At 71.8% G+C, this 19,890-nt stretch carries 18 protein-coding genes and 1 pseudogene; 13 read left to right on the top strand and 6 right to left on the bottom strand.

From position 1 onward, the window contains the following. Positions 1–81: 81 nt before the first annotated feature. Positions 82–1,536, top strand: coding sequence for a glyceraldehyde-3-phosphate dehydrogenase (locus ACWD5D_RS20370; protein ID WP_451374111.1), 1,455 nt, complete (start codon positions 82–84; stop codon positions 1,534–1,536). Between the two features lie 105 nt (positions 1,537–1,641). Here ACWD5D_RS20370 and ACWD5D_RS20375 read toward each other — a convergent pair whose 3' ends face one another. Further along, positions 1,642–2,595, bottom strand: a complete 954-nt coding sequence (locus ACWD5D_RS20375; protein ID WP_451374112.1) for a LysR family transcriptional regulator — start codon at positions 2,593–2,595, stop codon at positions 1,642–1,644. A 408-nt stretch (positions 2,596–3,003) separates the two neighbouring features. Here ACWD5D_RS20375 and ACWD5D_RS20380 point away from each other — a divergent pair, with 408 nt between their 5' ends. Then, positions 3,004–3,573 carry a TetR/AcrR family transcriptional regulator gene (locus ACWD5D_RS20380; protein ID WP_451374113.1) on the top strand — a complete coding sequence of 190 codons (570 nt, stop codon included), beginning with the start codon at positions 3,004–3,006 and terminating at the stop codon, positions 3,571–3,573. A 118-nt stretch (positions 3,574–3,691) separates the two neighbouring features. Here ACWD5D_RS20380 and ACWD5D_RS20385 read toward each other — a convergent pair whose 3' ends face one another. Both ACWD5D_RS20385 and ACWD5D_RS20390 read right to left on the bottom strand, forming a co-directional pair. Next, complete coding sequence (locus ACWD5D_RS20385; RefSeq protein ID WP_451374114.1) at positions 3,692–4,342, bottom strand: class F sortase; 651 nt, start codon at positions 4,340–4,342, stop codon at positions 3,692–3,694. A 149-nt stretch (positions 4,343–4,491) separates the two neighbouring features. Beyond that, positions 4,492–5,154, bottom strand: a complete 663-nt coding sequence (locus tag ACWD5D_RS20390) for a hypothetical protein (protein ID WP_451374115.1) — start codon at positions 5,152–5,154, stop codon at positions 4,492–4,494. A 425-nt stretch (positions 5,155–5,579) separates the two neighbouring features. On the opposite strand from ACWD5D_RS20390, the gene ACWD5D_RS20395 reads away from it, so the two are divergent. The 10 genes and pseudogenes from ACWD5D_RS20395 to ACWD5D_RS20440 all read left to right on the top strand — a co-directional run bounded on the left by ACWD5D_RS20395 (position 5,580) and on the right by ACWD5D_RS20440 (position 15,273). Continuing rightward, positions 5,580–6,455 (top strand): SCO6745 family protein, encoded by an 876-nt coding sequence (locus ACWD5D_RS20395; RefSeq protein WP_451374116.1) that lies wholly within the window; start codon positions 5,580–5,582, stop codon positions 6,453–6,455. Between the two features lie 127 nt (positions 6,456–6,582). After that, positions 6,583–7,449, top strand: a complete 867-nt coding sequence (locus tag ACWD5D_RS20400) for a fructosamine kinase family protein (RefSeq protein ID WP_451374117.1) — start codon at positions 6,583–6,585, stop codon at positions 7,447–7,449. Positions 7,450–7,670: 221 nt separating this feature from the next. Then, positions 7,671–7,862, top strand: a complete 192-nt coding sequence (gene tgmA, locus ACWD5D_RS20405; protein ID WP_451374118.1) for a putative ATP-grasp-modified RiPP — start codon at positions 7,671–7,673, stop codon at positions 7,860–7,862. Positions 7,863–7,878: 16 nt separating this feature from the next. Continuing rightward, the gene (gene tgmB / locus ACWD5D_RS20410; RefSeq protein WP_451374119.1) at positions 7,879–8,862 is read left to right on the top strand and encodes an ATP-grasp ribosomal peptide maturase; all 984 of its coding nucleotides are present in this window, start codon (positions 7,879–7,881) and stop codon (positions 8,860–8,862) included. A 36-nt stretch (positions 8,863–8,898) separates the two neighbouring features. After that, positions 8,899–9,822: a Gfo/Idh/MocA family protein gene (locus ACWD5D_RS20415; protein ID WP_451374120.1), complete on the top strand. Its 924-nt coding sequence runs from the start codon at positions 8,899–8,901 to the stop codon at positions 9,820–9,822. A gap of 810 nt (positions 9,823–10,632) precedes the next feature. Further along, a complete protein-coding gene (locus ACWD5D_RS20420) occupies positions 10,633–11,517 on the top strand; it encodes a terpene synthase family protein (RefSeq protein WP_451374121.1) in 885 nt (294 codons plus the stop codon). 68 nt (positions 11,518–11,585) lie between these two features. Then, entirely contained in the window at positions 11,586–13,181 is a 1,596-nt protein-coding gene (locus tag ACWD5D_RS20425; protein WP_451374122.1) for a prenyltransferase/squalene oxidase repeat-containing protein, read from the top strand. An 18-nt stretch (positions 13,182–13,199) separates the two neighbouring features. Continuing rightward, positions 13,200–14,618: an NAD(P)/FAD-dependent oxidoreductase gene (locus ACWD5D_RS20430; protein WP_451374123.1), complete on the top strand. Its 1,419-nt coding sequence runs from the start codon at positions 13,200–13,202 to the stop codon at positions 14,616–14,618. A 103-nt stretch (positions 14,619–14,721) separates the two neighbouring features. After that, a pseudogene (locus tag ACWD5D_RS20435) lies at positions 14,722–14,880 on the top strand (aldehyde dehydrogenase family protein); the annotation flags it as partial. After that, complete coding sequence (locus ACWD5D_RS20440) at positions 14,857–15,273, top strand: aldehyde dehydrogenase family protein (protein ID WP_451374175.1); 417 nt, start codon at positions 14,857–14,859, stop codon at positions 15,271–15,273. The pseudogene ACWD5D_RS20435 and the gene ACWD5D_RS20440, both read left to right, overlap by 24 nt. Positions 15,274–15,355: 82 nt before the next feature. Here ACWD5D_RS20440 and ACWD5D_RS20445 read toward each other — a convergent pair whose 3' ends face one another. After that, positions 15,356–16,264 (bottom strand): GNAT family N-acetyltransferase, encoded by a 909-nt coding sequence (locus ACWD5D_RS20445; RefSeq protein WP_451374124.1) that lies wholly within the window; start codon positions 16,262–16,264, stop codon positions 15,356–15,358. Positions 16,265–16,567: 303 nt separating this feature from the next. Between ACWD5D_RS20445 and ACWD5D_RS20450 the strand changes: the two genes are divergently transcribed. Further along, positions 16,568–17,674 carry a PP2C family protein-serine/threonine phosphatase gene (locus tag ACWD5D_RS20450; protein ID WP_451374125.1) on the top strand — a complete coding sequence of 369 codons (1,107 nt, stop codon included), beginning with the start codon at positions 16,568–16,570 and terminating at the stop codon, positions 17,672–17,674. A 38-nt stretch (positions 17,675–17,712) separates the two neighbouring features. On the opposite strand, the gene ACWD5D_RS20455 is transcribed toward ACWD5D_RS20450, so the two are convergent. After that, positions 17,713–18,153, bottom strand: coding sequence for an Lrp/AsnC family transcriptional regulator (locus ACWD5D_RS20455; protein ID WP_451374126.1), 441 nt, complete (start codon positions 18,151–18,153; stop codon positions 17,713–17,715). A gap of 60 nt (positions 18,154–18,213) precedes the next feature. Then, the gene (locus ACWD5D_RS20460) at positions 18,214–19,563 is read right to left on the bottom strand and encodes a transaminase (RefSeq protein WP_451374127.1); all 1,350 of its coding nucleotides are present in this window, start codon (positions 19,561–19,563) and stop codon (positions 18,214–18,216) included. Between the last annotated feature and the right edge of the window lie 327 nt (positions 19,564–19,890).

A 19,890-nucleotide genomic window follows, 5' to 3' on the forward strand; every position in this document is an offset into this window, starting at 1 on the left:
CACCCCCACCGCCAGCCCCCGGAAAGATCAACGTAGGGTGTTGTTACCATATGAGCGCTGCCTAGCTCGAAAGATTGATCTGTGACTGTCAACGAGGACTCGTTCACCAACTGGATGCACCGCGAGGAGATCGCGGAGTCGATGATCCCGATCATCGGGAAGCTGCACCGCGAGCGGGACGTGACCGTCCTGCTGCACAGCCGCTCCCTGGTGAACAAGTCGGTGGTCAGCATCCTGAAGACGCACCGCTTCGCCCGGCAGATCGCCGGTGAGGAGCTCTCGGTCACCGAGACCATGCCGTTCCTTCAGGCCCTGACGACCCTCGACCTCGGGCCCTCCCAGATCGACCTCGGCCTGCTCGCCGAAACCTACAAGGCCGACGACCGCGGCCTGAGCGTGGAGCAGTTCACCGCCGAGGCCGTCGCCGGTGCCACCGGCGCCAACAAGATCGAGCGCCACGAGTCGCGCGACGTCGTCCTCTACGGCTTCGGCCGTATCGGCCGCCTCGTCGCCCGCCTGCTCATCGAGAAGGCCGGCTCCGGCAACGGCCTGCGCCTGCGCGCCATCGTCGTGCGCGGCGGCGGCGGGCGGGCCGCCGACGACCTCGTCAAGCGTGCCTCGCTGCTGCGCCGTGACTCCATCCACGGCCAGTTCAACGGCACGATCACGGTGGACGAGGACACCAACACGATCGTCGCCAACGGCAACTCGATCAAGGTGATCTACGCCGACGACCCGACGGCCGTGGACTACACCGAGTACGGCATCCGCGACGCCATCCTCATCGACAACACCGGCAAGTGGCGCGACCGCGAGGGCCTGTCCAAGCACCTGCGCCCCGGTATCGAGAAGGTCGTCCTGACCGCGCCGGGCAAGGGCGATGTCCCGAACATCGTGCACGGCGTCAACCACGACACGATCAAGCCGGACGAGCAGATCCTGTCCTGCGCCTCCTGCACCACCAACGCGATCGTCCCGCCGCTGAAGGCGATGGACGACGAGTACGGCGTGCTGCGCGGCCACGTGGAGACCGTCCACTCGTTCACCAACGACCAGAACCTGCTGGACAACTACCACAAGTCCGAGCGCCGCGGCCGCTCCGCGCCGCTCAACATGGTGATCACCGAGACCGGTGCCGCCTCCGCCGTCGCGAAGGCGCTGCCCGACCTCAAGGCGCCGATCAGCGGCAGCTCGATCCGTGTCCCGGTGCCGGACGTCTCAATCGCGATCCTCAACCTCCAGCTGGCCCGCGAGGCCACCCGCGAGGAGGTCCACGACTACCTGCGCGAGGTGTCGCTGACCTCGCCGCTGCGCCGCCAGATCGACTTCACAACGGCGCCCGACGCGGTCTCCAGCGACTTCATCGGCTCCCGCCACGCGTCGATCGTGGACGCCGGCGCCCTCAAGGTCGACGGCGACAACGCGATCCTCTACCTCTGGTACGACAACGAGTTCGGCTACTCCTGCCAGGTCGTCCGCGTCGTCCAGCACGTCTCGGGCGTCGAGTACCCGACCTACCCGGCGACGGCGGTCTGACCCCGAAGCCCCGCGTGACCTGAACGGCCGCCGACCGGAACTCCGGTCGGCGGCCGTTTCGTTCGCGTTTCCGGTCCCGCGGCGGCAGTAGCCGGACGCGGGCCGTCACGCCCCCGCGATGTTCCACGTGCGTGACGCCCACGTGCGCAGGTGCGGCGCCTGGGCGACGAGGTCGCGGTAGGCGGCGGTGGCGGACTGGAAGAGGGCCTCGACCACGTCGGCGGTGACGGCGTCGGGGCGCCAGGCCAGGACGTAGCGGCACCACAGGGGCGAGCCGGCCAGTGGCTTGATCGCGACGTGCGGGATCGGGCGCAGCGTCGGCTGGACGACGGAGACGCCGAGCCCGTCCGCGATCATGCTCTGCAACTGGGTCTGGTCGCCGAGGAACTCGTGCACGGCGACCGGGGTGAAGCCGGCGGCCGCGCACGCATCGTAGAACACCCCGGGCCAGCCCGCCCCGTCGTCCGGCGTCAGGAACCACTCGTCCTCGGCCAGGTCGGCGAGCTGGATCTGGGCGCACTGACGCAGCCGGTGCCGGGCGGGCAGGGCGACGAAGGTCGGCTCGGTGACGATGCCGCGGTGCCGCACGGCGGGCGAGTGGCGCAGTTCCATGCCCGGGTAGTCAGCGGCGATGGCCACGTCGGCCCCGCCCTCCTCCAGCAGCTCCACGATCCGCGAGGAGGCGTAGACGCTGGTCATGGTGAAGGAGAGGTCGGGCAGCCGGGTGCGGGCGCGGGACATCGTGCCGGAGAGCACGGGCGAGTTGGTCGCGGCCACGCGCAGGGTCCGGCGCGGGCGCGCGGAGGCCGGACGGTGGCCGATGACGTCGGCGCGGGCGAGGACGTCGCGGGCCTGGGCGACGACCTCGGCGCCGTACGGCGTGGGCCGAACACCGCTCGCGCCCCGCTCGAACAGCGGCTCGCCCAGGTGGCGCTCGATCCGCCGCAGCTGGGTGCTCACGGCGGGCTGCGAGTACCCGAGCTGCGTCGCCGCGCGACCCACGCTGCCCGCGTCGGCGATCGCGCACAGCACACGCAGGTGCCGAAGCTCCAACTCCATCGGTCCACTCCCCGTTCCGGTCCCCGGCCGGCGCCGGAAGGCCGTGCGCCTCCCGGAAAGCCGGTACTCCGCCCCGTCGCCGTCCCTGGCCGCGGTCGACGGACGGCAGCGGTCCATTGTGCCGTCTGCCGGCCCGCGTCACGAACGCCCACCCCACGTCGGGCCTGCGGTGATGGGAGGACGGAGGGGAGCGGGACGGGTCCGGGCGGGCCGCCCGGCGGCGGGTGGCCTCACCCACCGCGGAACCGGCCGACTCAGCGCCGGCCGGGCATCTCCGCGACCCGGGGTGTTCGCCCCGGCGCCGCCACACCCCGCGCCGACAGCAGCCGCCCTGACTACAGCAGCTTCCCATTTGCCTAATACTTTTAGGCAAGTACATAATCGCTATCGGCGAACAGGAGGAAGAACATGGTGCGCGTCGGTCTGACCACGGAGCGTCTGGTGCGTGCGGGCGCGGACCTGGCCGACGAGGTCGGCTTCGAGCAGGTGACCGTGTCCGCGCTGGCCCGGCGGTTCGACGTGAAGGTCGCGAGTCTGTACTCGCACCTGAAGAACTCGCACGACCTCAAGACGCGGATCGCCCTGCTCGCGCTCGAGGAACTCGCCGATCTCGCCGCCGACGCACTGGCCGGCCGCGCCGGCAAGGACGCCCTCGGCGCCTACGCCAACGTCCACCGGGATTACGCCCGCGAACACCCCGGCCGCTACGAGGCGGCCCGGTTCCGGCTCGACCCCGAGACGGCCGCCGCCGGTGCCGGCCCCCGGCACGCCCAGATGACCCGGGCGATCCTGCGCGGCTACGACCTCGGCGAACCGGACCAGACCCACGCGGTCCGGCTGCTGGGCAGCGTGTTCCACGGCTACGTCAGCCTGGAGGCGGCCGGCGGGTTCAGCCACAGTGCCCCCGACTCGCAGGAGTCCTGGACCAGGATCCTCGACTCCCTCGACGCCCTCCTGCGCACCTGGCCGACGCCCTGACCCCCTCGCTCCCCCTCGTCCCCTCCCCTTGCCCTCTTCTCTTCCGACTCTCTTCCAAGCACTTCTCCTCTCCCGGCAGGCAGTGGCGGCCGCCCACCTGTACGGGGCGCGGACGCGTTCACACGAGGTGGGCGAAGACCACCAAGTTCTCGGTGTAGTCCTTGGCCGAGTGGTCGTAGTTCCCGGCGCAGGTGATGAGCCTGGCCTCGGGGCGCGTCGCGTCGGCGTACACGCGTTTGCTGGGGAAGTCGTCCTTGTCGAAGGTCTCGGCGCTGTCCACGACGAAGGTCGCCGTCTGCCCGTCGGCCCGCTCCACGCTGAAGTGGTCGCCGGGCTCCAGCTCGTCGAGGTTGGCGAAGACGGCCGCGGTGGTCTTCGTGTCCACGTGACCGGCGATGACCGCCGTGCCCTTCTCGCCGGGGGTGACGCCCTTGGCGTACCAGCCGACCAGGTTGGTGTTCTCGGCGGGCGGGGCCTCGAGCTGGCCGGAGGAGCTGAGGGCGAGGTCGGTGAAGGGGGCGTCGACGGCGATCTTCGGGATGCGCAGACGGGTCGGCGCGGCCCGGGGGAAGGGCTCGCCCGCGCGGTGGGAGCCGGCCGTCGCGCCGGCGGACCGGTCCCCGGGGTCGTTCGCCCCGTGGTGGCCGCCGAGCACGCTGACGGCGAGGACGAGGATCGCCACGCCCCACAGCGTCAGCCGGCCGCCACGGCCCGGGTGCTGTCCGTCCGCCGGTTCGGCGGGGTGCGGGGAAGAGGGGTCTGCTGCCATCGGACACCACCTCACTCGGGCACGGCAGCACGGGGATCGGGGCAAGGGGACGGGGTCCGGACGGGGATCCGGACAAGGATCGAGGCGGCGCGGGCCGCCGGCACGGTGTGCGCCGGCGGTGACCGCGGCCTTGGCGAACGGCAGGGCGGTCAGGACGCCTGCTCGCCCGCCTTCTTGCGGCGCAGCGCGTACATCCCGGTGGCGCCTACGGCGAGCACCGCCATACCGCCGGTGCTGACACCCGGGTCGGCGAGGGCGCCGCCTCCGGTGTGCATGCCGCCACGCGGCTTGTCGCGGCCGCCGCTTCCCGAGTCCTCGTTGTCGCGCCCGCTCCCACTGCCCTTGCCGCTGTTGCCCTTGCCGCCGTTGTCGCCGCTGTCCTCTCCGCTGTCGTCGCCGCTGTCGTCGCCGCTGTCCCCGTTGTCCTTGTAGGTCTCGGGGTCGAACCTGCTGTCGTCCTCGCCCGAGCTGGTCCATTGGTCGCTGCGCACCGCGGCGAGGGCACCGCCCCCGGTGTGCATCCCGCCGCGCGGCCTGTCGCCGTTGTCGCCGCCGCGGCCGCTGCTGTAGTCGTCGTCGCTGTCGTCTCCGGAGCTGTTGCCACGACCGCTGCCGGACCCGTTGTCACGACCACTGCCGGACCCGTTGTCACGGCCGCTGCCGGACCCGTTGTCACGGCCGCTGCCGGAATCGCTGCTGTGAGAGGAGTTGTCCCGGCCCCCGTCGTCCCCCGCGAGCGCGGCACCGGGCACGGCGAATGCCAGGGCTGCGGTGGCGGCGGCCGTGGCGAGAAGAATGCGGGCAGAACGCATATCGATGTCCTTCCGCCGTGGCCGGGCAGCGGATACGTCATCGGCTCAAGAGACCCGGCCTCGACATGAACCACCGTCAATCAGGCCGTTGCCGCGCACCATCCAGGCAGCCCAGCCGGGTCACCGCTCCACCCGTCTGTCCCAGCGACACGCCGGTGCATGCCCCGTCCGGCCGACCCCTTGTCACTCGCGGGCGCGCGGCCCGCCGGCACGGTCGTACGTCCTCGGGGGCGCCCCCTCCCGGGGACCGACACTCCGTCACCTCACGGACTGCTCCGCCTCCTCTCCCGCCGGCAGGCGCCACCCCGGTGCCCGACTTCACGCGTCCCGTGGATCTTCTTCGGCCTGTTCGCCGTACGCGCTTGTTGTGGCCGTCGTCATGGCGCAGTCTGGTGCCGACAGGAGCGACGGGGCGGGAGGACGCTGTGGCGGGCGGGACGGCGCGGGCGATGTGGGAGCGGTACGAACCGGTGCACGATCTCGTGTACTTCGCCCCGGAGGCGCGGCGAGCGGCGGACGGGCTGGGGCTGCGCGGGTTCTGGATGGGCTACATGGCGCTGCGGGCCGCGCCGCTCGGCGCGGTGCCCCCGTCCGTGGTGACGAGCGGCTTCTTCGTCTTCCACCCGTCCCGGGTCCACCGGGCGCTGCCCGACGCGTGGGGGTACGCCGACCCGAAGGACGTGCTGGCGGCCCGCCTGGACGCGATGGACGCGGCGATGAGCCGCGTGTTCGGGGCGGACGTGGCCGGTTCGGCGGAGCTGGCGGAGGCGGCGGACCTCGCGTGGGAGGCGGCTGCCGCCGCGGACACGGCGGGCCGGATGCTGGGCGCGGCCAACCAGGCGCTGGAGCGCCCGGAGCGGCCCACCGCGCGCCTGTGGCAGGCGGTCACGACGCTGCGCGAGCACCGGGGCGACGGGCATGTCGCGGCCCTGGTGAGCCGGGGGCTCGGGCCGGTCGAGGCCATGGTGCTCAAGGCGGCCTCCGGGGAGTCGGACGCGACGTTCCTGCGGGAGACCCGCAAGTGGGAGCCGGCGCAGTGGGCGGCGGCCGAGGACGGGCTGCGCGAGCGCGGCCTGCTCGCGCCGGACGGAACACCGGCCCCGGCCGGGTCGGCCCTGCGCGCGGAGATCGAGGCGCTGACCGACGCCGCCGCCGAGCGACCGTGGGCCGCGCTCGGCTCGGACCGCACCGTGCGCCTGGCCGAGCTGCTGGAGCCGCTGGCCCGGAGTGTCCACGCGTCAGGGCTGCTGCCGGCCGGCAATCCCGTGGGGCTGACGCACCAGGAGTTCGCGGCCCGCTGACGTTCGCGTACGCCGGATTCCCCGACGTGCCGACACGGCCCGCTGCCGGCCGGCTTCGGCCGAGGTCGTCGCACCCCCGCTCGAAGTGCCGTGGGGGCGGCCCTCTCGTGGGACCTACTCTGGGGCCGTGGTCACGCGAGACGAAGGTCCGGCTCAGGCGGCGTCCCGGCTCACGGGACGCCGGGTCACCGGCGGGCGGGCGCCGTCCGGGTCGCCGGCCGAGGTGGAGCTCGAGGGCGGTACGGCGGTGATGGTCAAGCGCGGCGACGGCCCGGGTTCGGTCCGCGCCGAGGTGGCCGGGCTGCGCTGGCTCGGCGAGACGGGAGCGGTCCGGGTGCCCGGGGTGCTCGGCCACGACGAGGACTGGATGGTCACCGAGCGCGTGCCGACCGGTCCTCCCGACGCCGGGGCGGCCCTGCGCTTCGGCCATGCCCTGGCCGCCCTGCACGCGGCCGGGGCGCCCGCGTTCGGGGCGGCTCCGCCGGGCGGGCCCGTGGAGGCGTACATCGGTCTCGCACCCATGCGCAACGCGCCGGGCACCGACTGGCCGGACTGGTACGCCGAGCACCGGGTGCTGCCGTATCTGCGCGACGCGGTCGACGCCGGGACCGTGCGGCCCGGTGAGGCCGCTGTCATCGAGCGGGTCTGTGAGCGGCTCGCGGAGCTGGCCGGGCCGGCCGAGCCGCCCGCGCGGCTGCACGGGGACCTGTGGAACGGCAATGTGCTGTGGGGCGCCGACGGCGAGGTCCGGCTCATCGACCCGGCCGCGCACGGCGGGCACCGGGAGACCGATCTGGCGATGCTGGAGCTGTTCGGCTGCCCCCATCTGGACCGGGTGCTGGCCGGGTACGCGGAGGCGGCGCCGCCGGCGGAGGGCCGGCGGCGCCGGATCGGCATCCACCAGCTCTTCCCGCTGCTGGTGCACGCGGTGCTGTTCGGCCGCGGCTACGCCGAACAGGCCCTCGCGGCGGCCCGCGACGCCCTGGCGGGCTGAACCGGGCGCCGCTGCGCGGCGGGTGCCGGAGCGTCCCGGGCGTCGGCCCCGGCGTCGGCCTCGCGAGGTTTCCGTGTCTTTCGCGCAGCCGTTTCGCCCGTAATGGCGTCCTCATACCTGGCGCCGAACCGCCCCTTTCCAGACCCTGGTCACGGAGCGTAAGGAAACCAACCACCCGTTCGAATCGTATAAGGACGTGAAAGCCGAATCAGGGAGAGACCATGCAACCGTTCACGCTCAACTACGCGCGCCCGGCTGTGCAGTTGGATGTCACCACTCCGTACACGTACGACTCCGGACTGCAGTTGAACGTCCTCCCGGACGGGCGCATCGCCGCCACCGACCACGCAACGCTGAGGGCACTGGGAACCACCACCTCCACGGCCGGTTCCAAGACACACTTCGACGACTGAACGCGAGTCGCGCGCAATGACGGTGCTCATCCTGACCAGTGAAGAGGACGTGACGGCGGACATGGTGGTCCTCCGGCTCGGCGAGGCGGACGTGCCCGTGGTCCGCCTCGACCCCGCCGATCTCACCAACGGGGTGTCGCTGTCGGCCGAGTACGCGCAGGGCGCCTGCGACGGGCAACTGTCCGTCGGCGGGCGCCTGGTGAGCTTGAGCGGCCTGCGCTCCGTCTGGGTGCGCAGGCCGGGCCTCGCGGCGGCCCGCGCCGCGCAGCCGTCCGCCTGGCTGACGGAGGAGGCCGCGCAGGCGCTGTACGGCATGCTCCGCGGTACCGACGCACGCTGGATGAACCATCCGGACGCCGCGCAGCGCGCCCGTCACAAGCCCTGGCAGCTGCGGCTCGCCCAGCGCAGCGGGCTCGCCGTGCCGGCCACGCTGATCACGATGTTCCCGCGGGCGGCCCGGGAGTTCGCCGAACGCTTCCCGGACCTCGTGGTCAAGCCGGTCTCCGGCGCGCATCCGCAGGAGCCGCCGCGGACGGTGCCGACGAGCCGGGTCGCGCCGGACGCCGACTTCTCGGCCGTCGCCTTCGGCCCGACCCTGTTGCAGCGGCGGGTCGCCAAGAGGGCCGACATCCGGCTCACGGTCGTCGGGGACCGGCTGCTGGCCGCACGCAAACCGGTCGCCCCGGACGCGCATCCGGACGACGTGGACGTCCGCTTCGCCCCCTCGGTCTTCCCCTGGCTGCCCACGGAGGTGCCCGCGCGCACCGCCGAGGCGGTCCTGCGGTACATGAAGGGCGCCGAACTGGTCTACGGCGCCTTCGACTTCGCGGAGGACGCGGACGGCATCTGGTGGTTCCTGGAGTGCAACCAGTCGGGCCAGTTCGGGTTCGTGGAGATGGACACCGGCCAGCCGATCGCCGCGACCATAGCGCGATGGCTCGCGGGAGACGAGGATTCCGCACGAACGTCTGTCGACGGCGTGAGAGACACGGCACTTTGACTCCCCGGCGAATCGCCTCGGAGAAAGGAACGCGACATGCGCATCGGACTGCTGGGCACGGGCCCCTGGGCCCGGGCGGCCCACGCCCCCGCACTCGCCGGGCACACCGGTCTGGACTTCGCCGGGGTGTGGGGGCGCCGCCCGGAGGCGGCCGGCGCCCTCGCCGAGGAGTACGGCGTCCGGGCGTACGACGACGTGGACGAGCTGCTCGCCGACGTGGACGCGGTGGCGGTGGCGCTTCCTCCGTCCGTGCAGGCCGAGTTGGCGGTGCGCGCGGCGCGGGCAGGCCGCCATCTGCTGCTGGACAAGCCCGTGGCGGTGGGGGTCGACCAGGCGCGGGCCGTGGCCGAGGAGGTGGAACGGGCCCAGGTCGCCTCGGTGGTGTTCTTCACCACCCGCTTCCAGAAGGAACCGGAGGCGTGGATCGACGAACAGGCCGCGGAGGCGGGCTGGTTCACGGCGCGGGCGCAGTGGCTGGGAGCGGTGTTCACGAGCGACAGCCCGTTCGCGGCCTCGCCGTGGCGGCGTGAGAAGGGCGCGCTGTGGGACGTGGGCCCGCACGCCCTGTCGGTGCTGCTTGCGGTGCTCGGTGACGTACGGCAGGTCCTGGCGGCCGCGCACGGTCCCTCGGACACGGTGCATCTGGTCCTCGACCACGAGACCGGGGCGTCGAGCACCGTGACCCTGAGTCTGACGGCACCGCCCGCGGCGGCCGGGGCCGACGTGGAGCTGCGGGGCGAGGCCGGGACCTCGCTGCTGCCGACGAGCGCGGAGGGCGCGGTCCCCGCCCTCGCCCGTGCCGCCGACGCCTTGATCACCGCCGCCCGTACGGGCCGCCCGCACGCCTGCGACGCCGCGTTCGGCCTCCGGGTCACCGAGATCCTGGCGTCCGCGGAGGCCCTGCTGACCGGCATTCCGGCCGACGGGACAGCCCCGCCGGCCGGAATGGTCTGCTGCTAGGGCCCCCTCGGGCTGAGAACCGGCAGGAGCTCAGCCGGTTCACACCACCTGCTGCGGCGAGCACCGCCACTGCCGCGCCGGGAGTCCGCACCCGGCGGCCCGTCCCCTGCCGACACAGGCCCCGGAGATCCCATTCTCTCCTCACCTGTCACTAGACGCCTGTTTTCTACCACTGGACGAACATCGCAATGCCTTCTAAGTTTCCCTCTTGGTAGCGATTTTGCCCGCAACCTGCGAACCAGGTGAGCACAACAGCGCTTCCAGGCAACTTACTTGGCACGTCAACTACGCCTGACGCTGAAAGGTTGTGGACAACATCGGCGCTCTTGCGCCTGACCGGGCCCACACCGCTGCGCCGACCTCAGGCCGCCCCGGATTCCGGGCGCCCAGTCGGCCGGCCATCACAGACGACCACGAGACGGCCCTACGGCAGCCCTCCTGACCCGCCCCCTCCGCCGCCGTACTCCTGCGCTACCCCGCCTTCGTCGCGTCCTGCGCATTCTTCCCGCGCGTCACCCACCACTCTCAACTCCGCCCCGACCCACCACCAGCCGTTCCGCCACCTGGGACCAGGTCGGAAACGCCGCCGGCCGGTCTGCCGCGCCCCGAACACAGCCCGGAACCGGAACCCGGCATTCACCACACCCCCGCCCCACGTCAAATGCCTACGCCCAAAGCGTGGCGACGCTTGGAGGATGCATGTCCGACCTCCCGCAGCCCCTGATACCCGACCTCCCTTTCCCCTCCCACGTCAACAGACACGTCAATGTCCTACAGGAGCACGCTGACGCCTGGGCACGCGTATCGGGCATGCGCGACCTGGTCGGGGCGGCGCACTGGTCCGGTGGCCGCTACGCCCGGCTTGTCGCCCGGATGTACCCTGACGCCCCCCTCGACCGCCTCGGCCTGGTCTGCGACGCCGTGCTGTGGCTCTTCCTCTATGACGACCACCTCAGGCCCGGCGATGACCCCGAGAACGACCAGAGCCGAGCGCGCCGGCTCGCCGCTGTCACCGCGCAAGTGGTCGGCGGCCTGCTCGACGAGCGGCCGGAGCCACCACTCGGCGCGCTGTGGGATCTGCGTGGCCCTCTGCTGGAGATGGGCGGAGCAAAGTGGTGGCGGCGTTGCGCGGAGGATCTGTGCGCCTTCGCCGACTCCCTGTATGAGGAGGCGCGTTCACGCGCGGCGCAGGCGCTGCCCGGGATGGACGCCTATGTGGCACTGCGCCGGAGGACATCCGGCTGGGGGCTGCTCACCGACCTGGTCGAGTTCGCCGCCGACGCACCCCTGCCGGCGTTCCTTCTACAGTCCCCCGAGTACGAGGAAATGCGCTGGGCGGCGGGCGATGTCGCCTGTGCCGTCAACGACATCCTCTCGCTGCGCAAGGAACTGGCGGAGGGAGAATGTCACAACCTCGTCCTCATCCTGCAGAACCGATCCGGCAGCGAGCGTGCCGAGACGAACCGGGAGATCGAGCGGTGGATCGCTGCGCGTCTGACGGACTATCACAACGCGCGGGACGGGTTCCTCGCCCGCTGTGACCGCGGACCGCTGCAGGCCGAGCAACGCCCGGTCGCGCTCGCCTACATCCGCGGGCTGGAGCACCTCATGCGCGGCAGCCTGGACTGGAGCCTGGAATCGGGCCGCTATCAGGAGCCGTCGGCTACCTCAGGGCGACCGACGGTGCCGCTCTGACGTCGCTGCCTGCCATGAACTGGGCGCGTACAGCGCGCGCCTCCCGTACCAACCGCGAGGTACCACTGATGCGAGTTCCCCATCACCGCCCCCAACTGCCGTTCTGGTCACGCGAATTGTTCCCGGCACATCTCCACCTGACCACGTCGCGACTCAAGGACCGGCTCATCGCCGCCGTCGATGCCGACGGAGCGCTGCGCGATCCTTGCCGCAGCCGCGTTCTGGAATCCGCGCTGTGCCTTCGGCTGCTGGAGCGCAGTGGTCTCGAACCGGAGGCAGGGGCAGGTCTTGTGACCTACCTCGACGCCCGGCGAGAATCCACGGTTGCGCTCGACCGGCTCCTGGTGTCGGCCGCGCTCGATGACCCCGCGCACACCGCGGAGCCCCTCATGGGTGACTTCCTGGCGAGGGCACCACGCTTCACCAGTCGCCGCAAGCAGGTGATGATCGACGCCGTGCTCTCCGTGTTCGGCGCTCCCATGCCCGAGCCGGACCCGAGGGCATTCAGCAGCGACGGCCTGCATCCCTGGGCAAAGGTCCAGGTCGCCTCGCTGAAGGTGATCAGCTTCCGGGCGCTCAACCGTGCCGAGGCGATCGACGCGCGGGACTGGGAACTTCTGCTGTCGACGCAGAATCTGCCCGATGTGTGGGAGGGGAACATCCTCATCCACCTTTCGGTGCTGCATGCCCTGGTGGGTCTGCCCGACACCGCGGGAACCGTCGCCCACGGCGTCCGACAGGTGCTCAGGCATCAGCGGCCCGACGGCGGACTGCCGTTTGTCACGGACACCGACACCTGGTGCACCGCGACCGGCGGCGTCGCGCTCGCGGCGGCCAAGGCGCCCGCGCCGGTACTGCACCGGATCGCCGGACACCTCGTACGCCAGCAGCGGCCGGACGGCGGCTGGGCCTACACCGACCTCGCCCAGCAGACCGACGCCGATGACATCTCCGTCGCCACGGAGTTCCTGCACACGCTGGACGCGAATCTGTACCGCCCGCAGATCGCGGCCTCCCTGGAGTGCCTGCGCCGCCTCGCCGGCCCGGACGGAGGCTTCCCCACCTATGCCGGCGCCCCCGCCGAAGCCTGCATGACCGCCGCCGCGGTCAATGCTCTCGGCGTCGAAGGCCCGGCGAACCACAAGACGCTGCGCGAGGGGATACGGTTCCTCGCCCTTGCCCAGAACCCCGACGGCACCTTCGCCCCGGACTGGAGCGCCAGCACACTGCACACCGTCTTCCGCACGGTGCTGGCGACCGGCCAGGAGCCGACGGCGGCGTCATCGGAGGCAACCCGCCTCCGGCAGCGCTGTCTTGACTTGATACGCGCCGCCCAGAACACGGACGGCGGATGGGGCTGGGCCACCGGACACCCCAGCGACGCGCTCAGCACCTCCTACGCTCTGATCGCCTTGTGCGCGCAGCAGGACCCCGAGCCTGCCGCACGGGCCGCCCGCTATCTGCTGTGCGGCCAGCAGGAGAACGGGTCGATCCCCTCGATCTCCGACTCCATCGGCCCACGCCCGTTCATCTTCCAGGTCCCGCTGCTTGCCGACATCTTCGCCATGCTAGCGCTGGGCCACCTCGCCAGCCGCCTGGCACCGGTCGAGGCCGAGCACACCGCTCAGACCGGCCACGCCGATGAGTCCGCGCTCGTCCACTGAACTCGTAGGAGCCCATAGTTGACTTCCCCAGGAGACGGCTCGGCCGACTTTCGCCCCCTGCGGAATGCCGCCTCGACCGGTCGTGACCACGCCGTGGTCATCGGCGCGGGGATGGCCGGCCTGTTGGCGGCGCGCGTTCTGGCCGAGCGCGGCGGGCGCGTCACCCTCATCGACCGTGACCGCATGCCGCGAACGCCGCGGTTCCGGTCCGGGGTTCCGCAGTCCCGGCACACCCATCTGCTGCTCGGCCGCGGTCTCGATTCGCTGGAGAAGCTGCTGCCGGGGTTCGTGAACGAACTGGTCGACGCGGGTGGGGTACCTCTCGACTGGCCCGGCGATGCCCTCTGGCTGACACCGGCCGGCTGGTGCTCGCGCTTCCGGCCGGGCATGTCCATCGTGTCCGCCAGCCGCGATCTGATCGAGTGGCTGGTGCGGCGACGCGTGCTGTCGGGTACGGGCATCACTTTGCGGGAGGGCACCGAAGTCACCGGGCTCTCCCGCGCCGAGGACAGCGCCCGTATCACCGGTGTGACCATACGTGAGCGCGGCGCAAGGCAGCACGTCCCGCTCACTGCCGATCTGGTGCTCGACGCCTCCGGGCGCGGCTCGGCCGCCCCCGACTGGCTGGCCGAACTGGGCTGGCCGGTGCCGCGGGAGATCAGAGCACCATCGGATGTCGGCTACGCCAGCCGGTTCTACGCCCGGCCCGAGCAGGACCGGGGCTGGCGGCTGATCCTGCTCCAGACCCAGCCTCCCCAGCACACCCGCAGCGGAATGCTGCTACCCGTCGACGGTGACCGCTGGATGGTCAGCATGGTGGGCGTGGGCGGCGATCACCCGCCCACCGACGACGAAGGATTCCTCGCCTTCGCCAAGACCCTGCGCAGCCCGGTGCTGCACGACGCGATCAGCACCGCTCGACCGCTCACCCCGGTCCACGGGTTCCGGGTGCCCGACAGCCGGCGTCGTCGCTATGAACTGCTTTCCGACTGGCCACGAGGCTTCGCGGTGGTCGGCGACGCGTTGTGTTCGCTGAACCCGATGTACGCGCAGGGCATGTCGGTGGCGGCGGCCACCGCACTCGCCATGCGCGAGGAACTCGGCCGCACGTCGGGCGAACCGCTGGGCAAGCGACTGCAGAAACGGGCGGCACGCAGCGGCAGTGACGCCTGGCTCATCGCCAGCGGCGAGGACATCCGTTATCTGCCGCCCGCCGAGCGTGGCCGACGGCCCTTCTACGAGCCGGTGATGCAGGCCTACTTCGACCGGGTACTGAAGACGGGAAGGACCGACCGTAAGGTCAACGCGGCACTGCTGCGCGTCCTCAACCTGCAAAGCGGACCCTATTCGCTGATCCGTCCGGCGGTCGCCGCACGCGCGCTGCTGCCCAGGCGCGGCAGTGCCGAGGCACCGGCAGCCGACGTCGGCGAGCGCTGATGCCACATCATGTGCGTCTTGCCCGAATCCCTCGCACGACCCATTCCACTACTGAGGGTTACCCTATGTCCACCGAGACCTCCCCGACCGGAACACCTCCCGGTCCCCGCTGACCGGCGCAAGCGTCGGCGACTATCCGGTGCACACCCGCGAAGAGGTGCGCGCGACAGTGCGGCGCGCCCGGGAGGCCGGGCACTGGTGGGCCGCGCTGGACCCGAAGGAGCGCCGGCGGCGCATTCTGGCGTGGAACGCGGTCCTGGCACGCCGGATCGACGAACTCGCCGAGAAGGTCGAACGCACGCACGCTGCTTCCTACGGCCTGGGCGCCGCCGTCTTCACCCGTGACAAGCGGACCGCGCTCCGACTGGCCCGGCGTCTGCGCGTCGGGGCGGTCGCGGTGAACTCCGTGATCACCTTCGCCGCCGTCGCCAGCCTGCCCTTCGCCGGCACGGGGGACTCCGGCTTCGGTCGTGTCCACGGTGCTGACGGCCTGCGCGAGTTCAGCAGGGCGCATTCTGTAGCCCGACGCCGCTTCCGGCCGCCCGTCAACCTGCTCTCGTTCTCCCGCAGCGGCAAGGACATGGCCCTGGCCATGGCCCTGGTACGCGTACTGCACGGCCGACGGCGATGGCGGTCGGGGCAGCGTACGGAATGAATCGTCCAGGAGGTGCCGAAGGCCTCGCCCCCATGACCGGAAGCTCCCTCGTTCCGCTTCCGGTCACTGCCCCGTCGGTATGTCACCCGGTACCGACAGTGTGGTCGGCCCAGAGGTTGACGCGTTCGCGGACGACGGGATAGCCGGCCTTGGCGAAGTTCGCGGCCATGGGGAAGTTGCCCTGGTCGGTGCCGGCGGCGATGAACTCCGCGCCCCGTTCGACCAGGAAGTGGGTGCACTCGGCGAGGAGGTCGTAGGCGTAGCCGTGGCCGCGGTGGTCCGGCAGGACGCCGATGAAGCCGATACAGGGGCCGCTGGGATTGTGGGCGGGGATGTGGATGCCGACCAGCTCGCCCTCGGGGATGCGGGCCACCTGCCACCACTCGCGCGGCGACGGCATCCAGTGGAAGATGTCGAGTTCCTCCTGGGCGGCCCGGTCCACTCCGCCGTGCTCGATGGCCCGGCGGGCGTGGGCGTCGAGGGTGACGGAGTGGATGCGGCGCAGCGCCTCGAAGAAGACACCGTCGTCGGGTTCGGCGGCGAAGACCAGGCGTCCGGGGCGCTCGGGCAGGCCCAGGTCTGGGGTCCAGCGGTAAATGAAGCGTTCCACCAGCGGTTCGTAGCCGGCCATGCGGCCGGCCGCGACACGCGTGTCGGTCGCGGCCCGCTGTACGGGGTCGTCGCGCCAGCCCACGGGCAGGTCGAGTTCGAGCTCATCGGTGCGCCAGGGCGCCGTCCGCAGGAGTTCGGCGCCCGCGTCCTCCTCGCCCTCGGCCACGTCGAACCAGTTGATCACGAGGGGCTCGGCGTCCTCGGGCCGGGCCCACCACGCGGCGCGGGCCACCGGCCGGCCGTCGCGCAGGGCGACGCGCTTCCAGTCGGGGCGGTAGCGGGTCTTCCGGTGTTTCTCACGGAAGCCCAGCGGGTCGGGCAGGTCGTGGAACAGGTGAGCACTGCTCTCGTCGAGCGTGCGGATGACCAGTGCGGTCAAGGGATTCCTCCGGGATGCGTACGGTGTTCAGCGCTCCCGGTCAGGTCAGACGTGGCACGCCCGGGCAACGGGGAAGGGGGAGCGCTGGGTGAGCAGGACCTGCATGACGCTCGCCTCCTTCCGGCCGTCTCGGGCGTGGTGCATCACGGTAGGGGGACGGCCGCACGAGCGTCCACCGGTTTTCCTGGTTTCCTCGTTTCCCCTTTTCCTCGTGTCCCCTTTTCCTCGTCGCGGGCGTTTTCCTCGTCGCGGGCGCCGAGGCCGGAAGAGGCCCCCGGCCGGACGGCGGCGTAGCGTGGGCATGTGACATCGGTGCGCGGCTGGTCGTCGCGACGGGCCCGAGAGGAGCGCGGCTGGCTGCGAGGCGCGCCACCGCCGCGATGGGTGCGGGTGCTGCCGGTGCTGCTGCTCGTGCTGGTGACCGTGACCGCGGTCGGCACCCCGCACGCGCGCGATCTGGGTTTCCTGCTCGGCGCGATCCCGCCGCTCGCCGTCCTGTCGTACGGGCCGTTGGCGACCGCTGCCCTCGGCGCGCTCGTCGTCGTGGTGCTGAACCTGCCGTTCGCGAATCTGAACCGACCGGGCAACACCGATGTGCTGACCATCGCGTTCGTCGCCCTGCTGAGTGTGCTCCTCGCCTTCGTGCGCAGCCGCAGGGACGCCCAGCTGAGCATGGAGCGCGAGATCAGCGAGGCCGTGCAGGGGGCCGTGATGCCGGCCCTGCCGGAGCGCGTCGGGCGGGTGGGGTGCGCGGGGTTCTACCGGGCGGCGCAGAACGGGACGCTGGTGGGCGGGGACTTCTTCGACGTACGCGACGGACCGTACGGCGTGCGCGTGGTGATGGGTGATGTACAGGGGCACGGGCTGGCGGCGGTCTCGACGGTGGTGTCGCTGCTGGGCGCGTTCCGGGAGGCGGCGCTGGACCAGCCGGGCCTGGAGGCGGTCGCCGCCCGCATGGACCGCCGGCTGGTGGTGGACTCCTCCGCCGTCCGGCACCCGGAGCTGTTCGCCACCGCGGTGCTGCTGGAGTTCTCCGCCGACGCGCGAGCGGTGCGGGTGCTGGCCTGCGGTCACCCGCCGCCCGTGCTGCTGCACGGGGAACAGGCCCTGGAGGTGACCGTCCCGCCCAGTCCGCCGCTGGGCATCGGGCTGCTCGGCGCGGAGCGGCCGAAGGAGGTCACGGTGACCCTCGGTCTGCGGGACCGGCTGCTGCTCGCCTCCGACGGCGTGTGGGAGGCCCGGAACGCCTCGGACGTCTTCTACCCGCTGCCCGAGCGGCTGACCGCACTCGCGGGCGCCGGTTCGGGCGACCTGCCCGACGCGGTGTGGGCGGACCTGCTGCGGCTGCGCTTCGAGGTCCGCGACGACGCCACCATGCTCGTCCTGACCCCCGCCCCGGCAGTCCCCTGATCACCCCGGCGGCGCGGGCCGCTCCGGTACGGACGACGTCAGCCCACGTCCCACAGGAACCGGTGGGTGTGGATCCCGAAGTAGGGGAAGGACTGGATCTCGCGGACGCCCTCCAGCGGCCGGACCTCGTCGTTGACGAAGTCCAGCAGGGCCTTGGGACCGGGCGCCACCACCTCCGCGAACAGGTCGAACCCGCCGGAGGTGAGGACCGAGTAGACGACCTCGGGGCGTTCGGCGAGGGCGTCGGCCACGGTGCGCGGGTCGCCGTCGACGGCGATGCCGAGCAGCGCCATGGCCTGGCCGCCCATGGCCATCGGGTCGGTGACGCCGACGACCTGAACGGCCCTGGAGTCCAGCAGGCGCTGAAGGCGCTGGCGGGCGGCCGACGCCGACAGGCCGACCTTGGGGCCGAGGTCGGCGTACGCGATGCGTCCGTCGGTCTGCAGTTCACGCAGGATGGCCCGGTCGATCTCGTCCACGGTCGTCGTTCTTCCTCTCCGGCGGGTCGGTGGGGGGTCGGTCCAGCCTAGCGGCGCAGGTCAGCTACTGAGTTCGGCGAGTGCGGCGGCGAAGACCTCGGTGTGGGTGTCCACGTCCTGCTCGGTGGTGTCCGGGCACATCAGCGCCATGTTGTGGAACGGGGTGAGCAGGATGCCCCGGTTGGCCAGGTAGAGGTGGAGGTAGTCCTCCAGCTCCGCGTCGGCCACGGCCGCGGACTCGGTGCCGGTACGGGGTGCGGGAGAGACGAAGCGGTACTCGGTGCGGGCGCCGAGGCGGCTCACCGACCAGGGCAGGGCGTGTGCGTCGATGCCCGCCTGTACGCCGGCCTCGAAGCGTTCGGACAGTTTGGCCATGTGGGCGAACGCCTCGTCGGTGAGGACGTGTTCGAGGGTGGCGCGCGTCGCGGCGACGGACAGCGCGTTTCCGGCCAGGGTGCCGCCGACGCCGCCCATGTCCACCAGGTCCAGGTCCTCGCGGGCGAGCAGCCGCTCGGCGAGGTCGGCGGAGAGGCCGTAGGCGCCGGCCGGGATGCCGCCGCCGATCGCCTTGCCGATGGTCAGCACGTCGGGTTCCAGGTCCCAGGCGGCCGTGCAGCCACCGGGGCCGGCCGAGAAGGTGTGGGTCTCGTCGTTGATGAGCAGGGCGCCGTACCGCGTGGTCAGCTCGCGGACACCGGCGAGGTAGCCGGGCTCGGGCAGGACGATGCCGATGTTGGTGAGGGCCGGCTCCATGAGGACGGCGGCGACGTCCCCGTGGGCCAGCTCCCGCTCCAGTCCGGCGAGGTCGTTGAACTCGGCGACCCGGCTGGTCAGCGTCACGTCGCAGGGGGCGCCGACGTTGCCGGGGCGGGCGGTGCCGTCGCCGTCGGGGCCGACGACGATGAGCGACTCGTCGACGCTGCCGTGATAGCAGTAGCTGTTCACCAGGATCTTGGGGCGTCCGGTGACGGCGCGGGCGAGCCGGATGGCCCATCGGTTGGCGTCGGTCGCGGTCAGCGAGAAGCTCCAGCGGGCCAGGCCGAAGCGGCGGGTCAGCTCGGCGCCGACCCACTCGGCGTCCTCCGTGGGCAGCATGGCGGTGGCCCCGCCCAGGTCGGCGTACCGGCGGTGCACCGCCTCGGTGACCGGGGCCGGCGAGTGACCGGCCATCGCGCCCGTGTCGCCGAGGCAGAAGTCGATGTACTCGTGGCCGTCCACGTCGGTGACGCGGGCGCCGCGCGCCCCGGCCAGGTAGCGGGGGAAGGCGCCGGCGGTCTTGTTCATCCAGGTCATCGGCACCCGGCCGAAGAGGTGGTCGGCGCGCGAATAGGCCGCTCGGGAGCGCGGATTGCGGCGTTCGGCCTCGGCACTCTCGCGAGCCAGGAGGGCGTGCAGACGCGTGCGGTCCATGGGATACCTCGATGGGTGCGGTGATGGAACAGGGTGAGGGTACGACCGAAATCCCAGCTCGATCAAGCTGTCACGCATGAATCATTCGCAACAGCGCTCGAATCGAGCGTTGCTGGGGCATGGCAGACCTTCGAGGGTGACGCATCCCCCCGCGCCCGACTGACGAACCGCCGCTCGGATCTCGAACGCACCCACCGAAACGCCAGACCGCGCCACCCCTTCCGCCAGGTAGAAATATCTACGAGCATGCATGCATATGCCGGGTAGGAGTGCAGTCGCGCGAACTGCCCGGTCACAGTCGTTCCCTGCGCCCTCGCGGCGTACGAG

This window comes from Streptomyces sp. NPDC002520, from assembly GCF_053595235.1.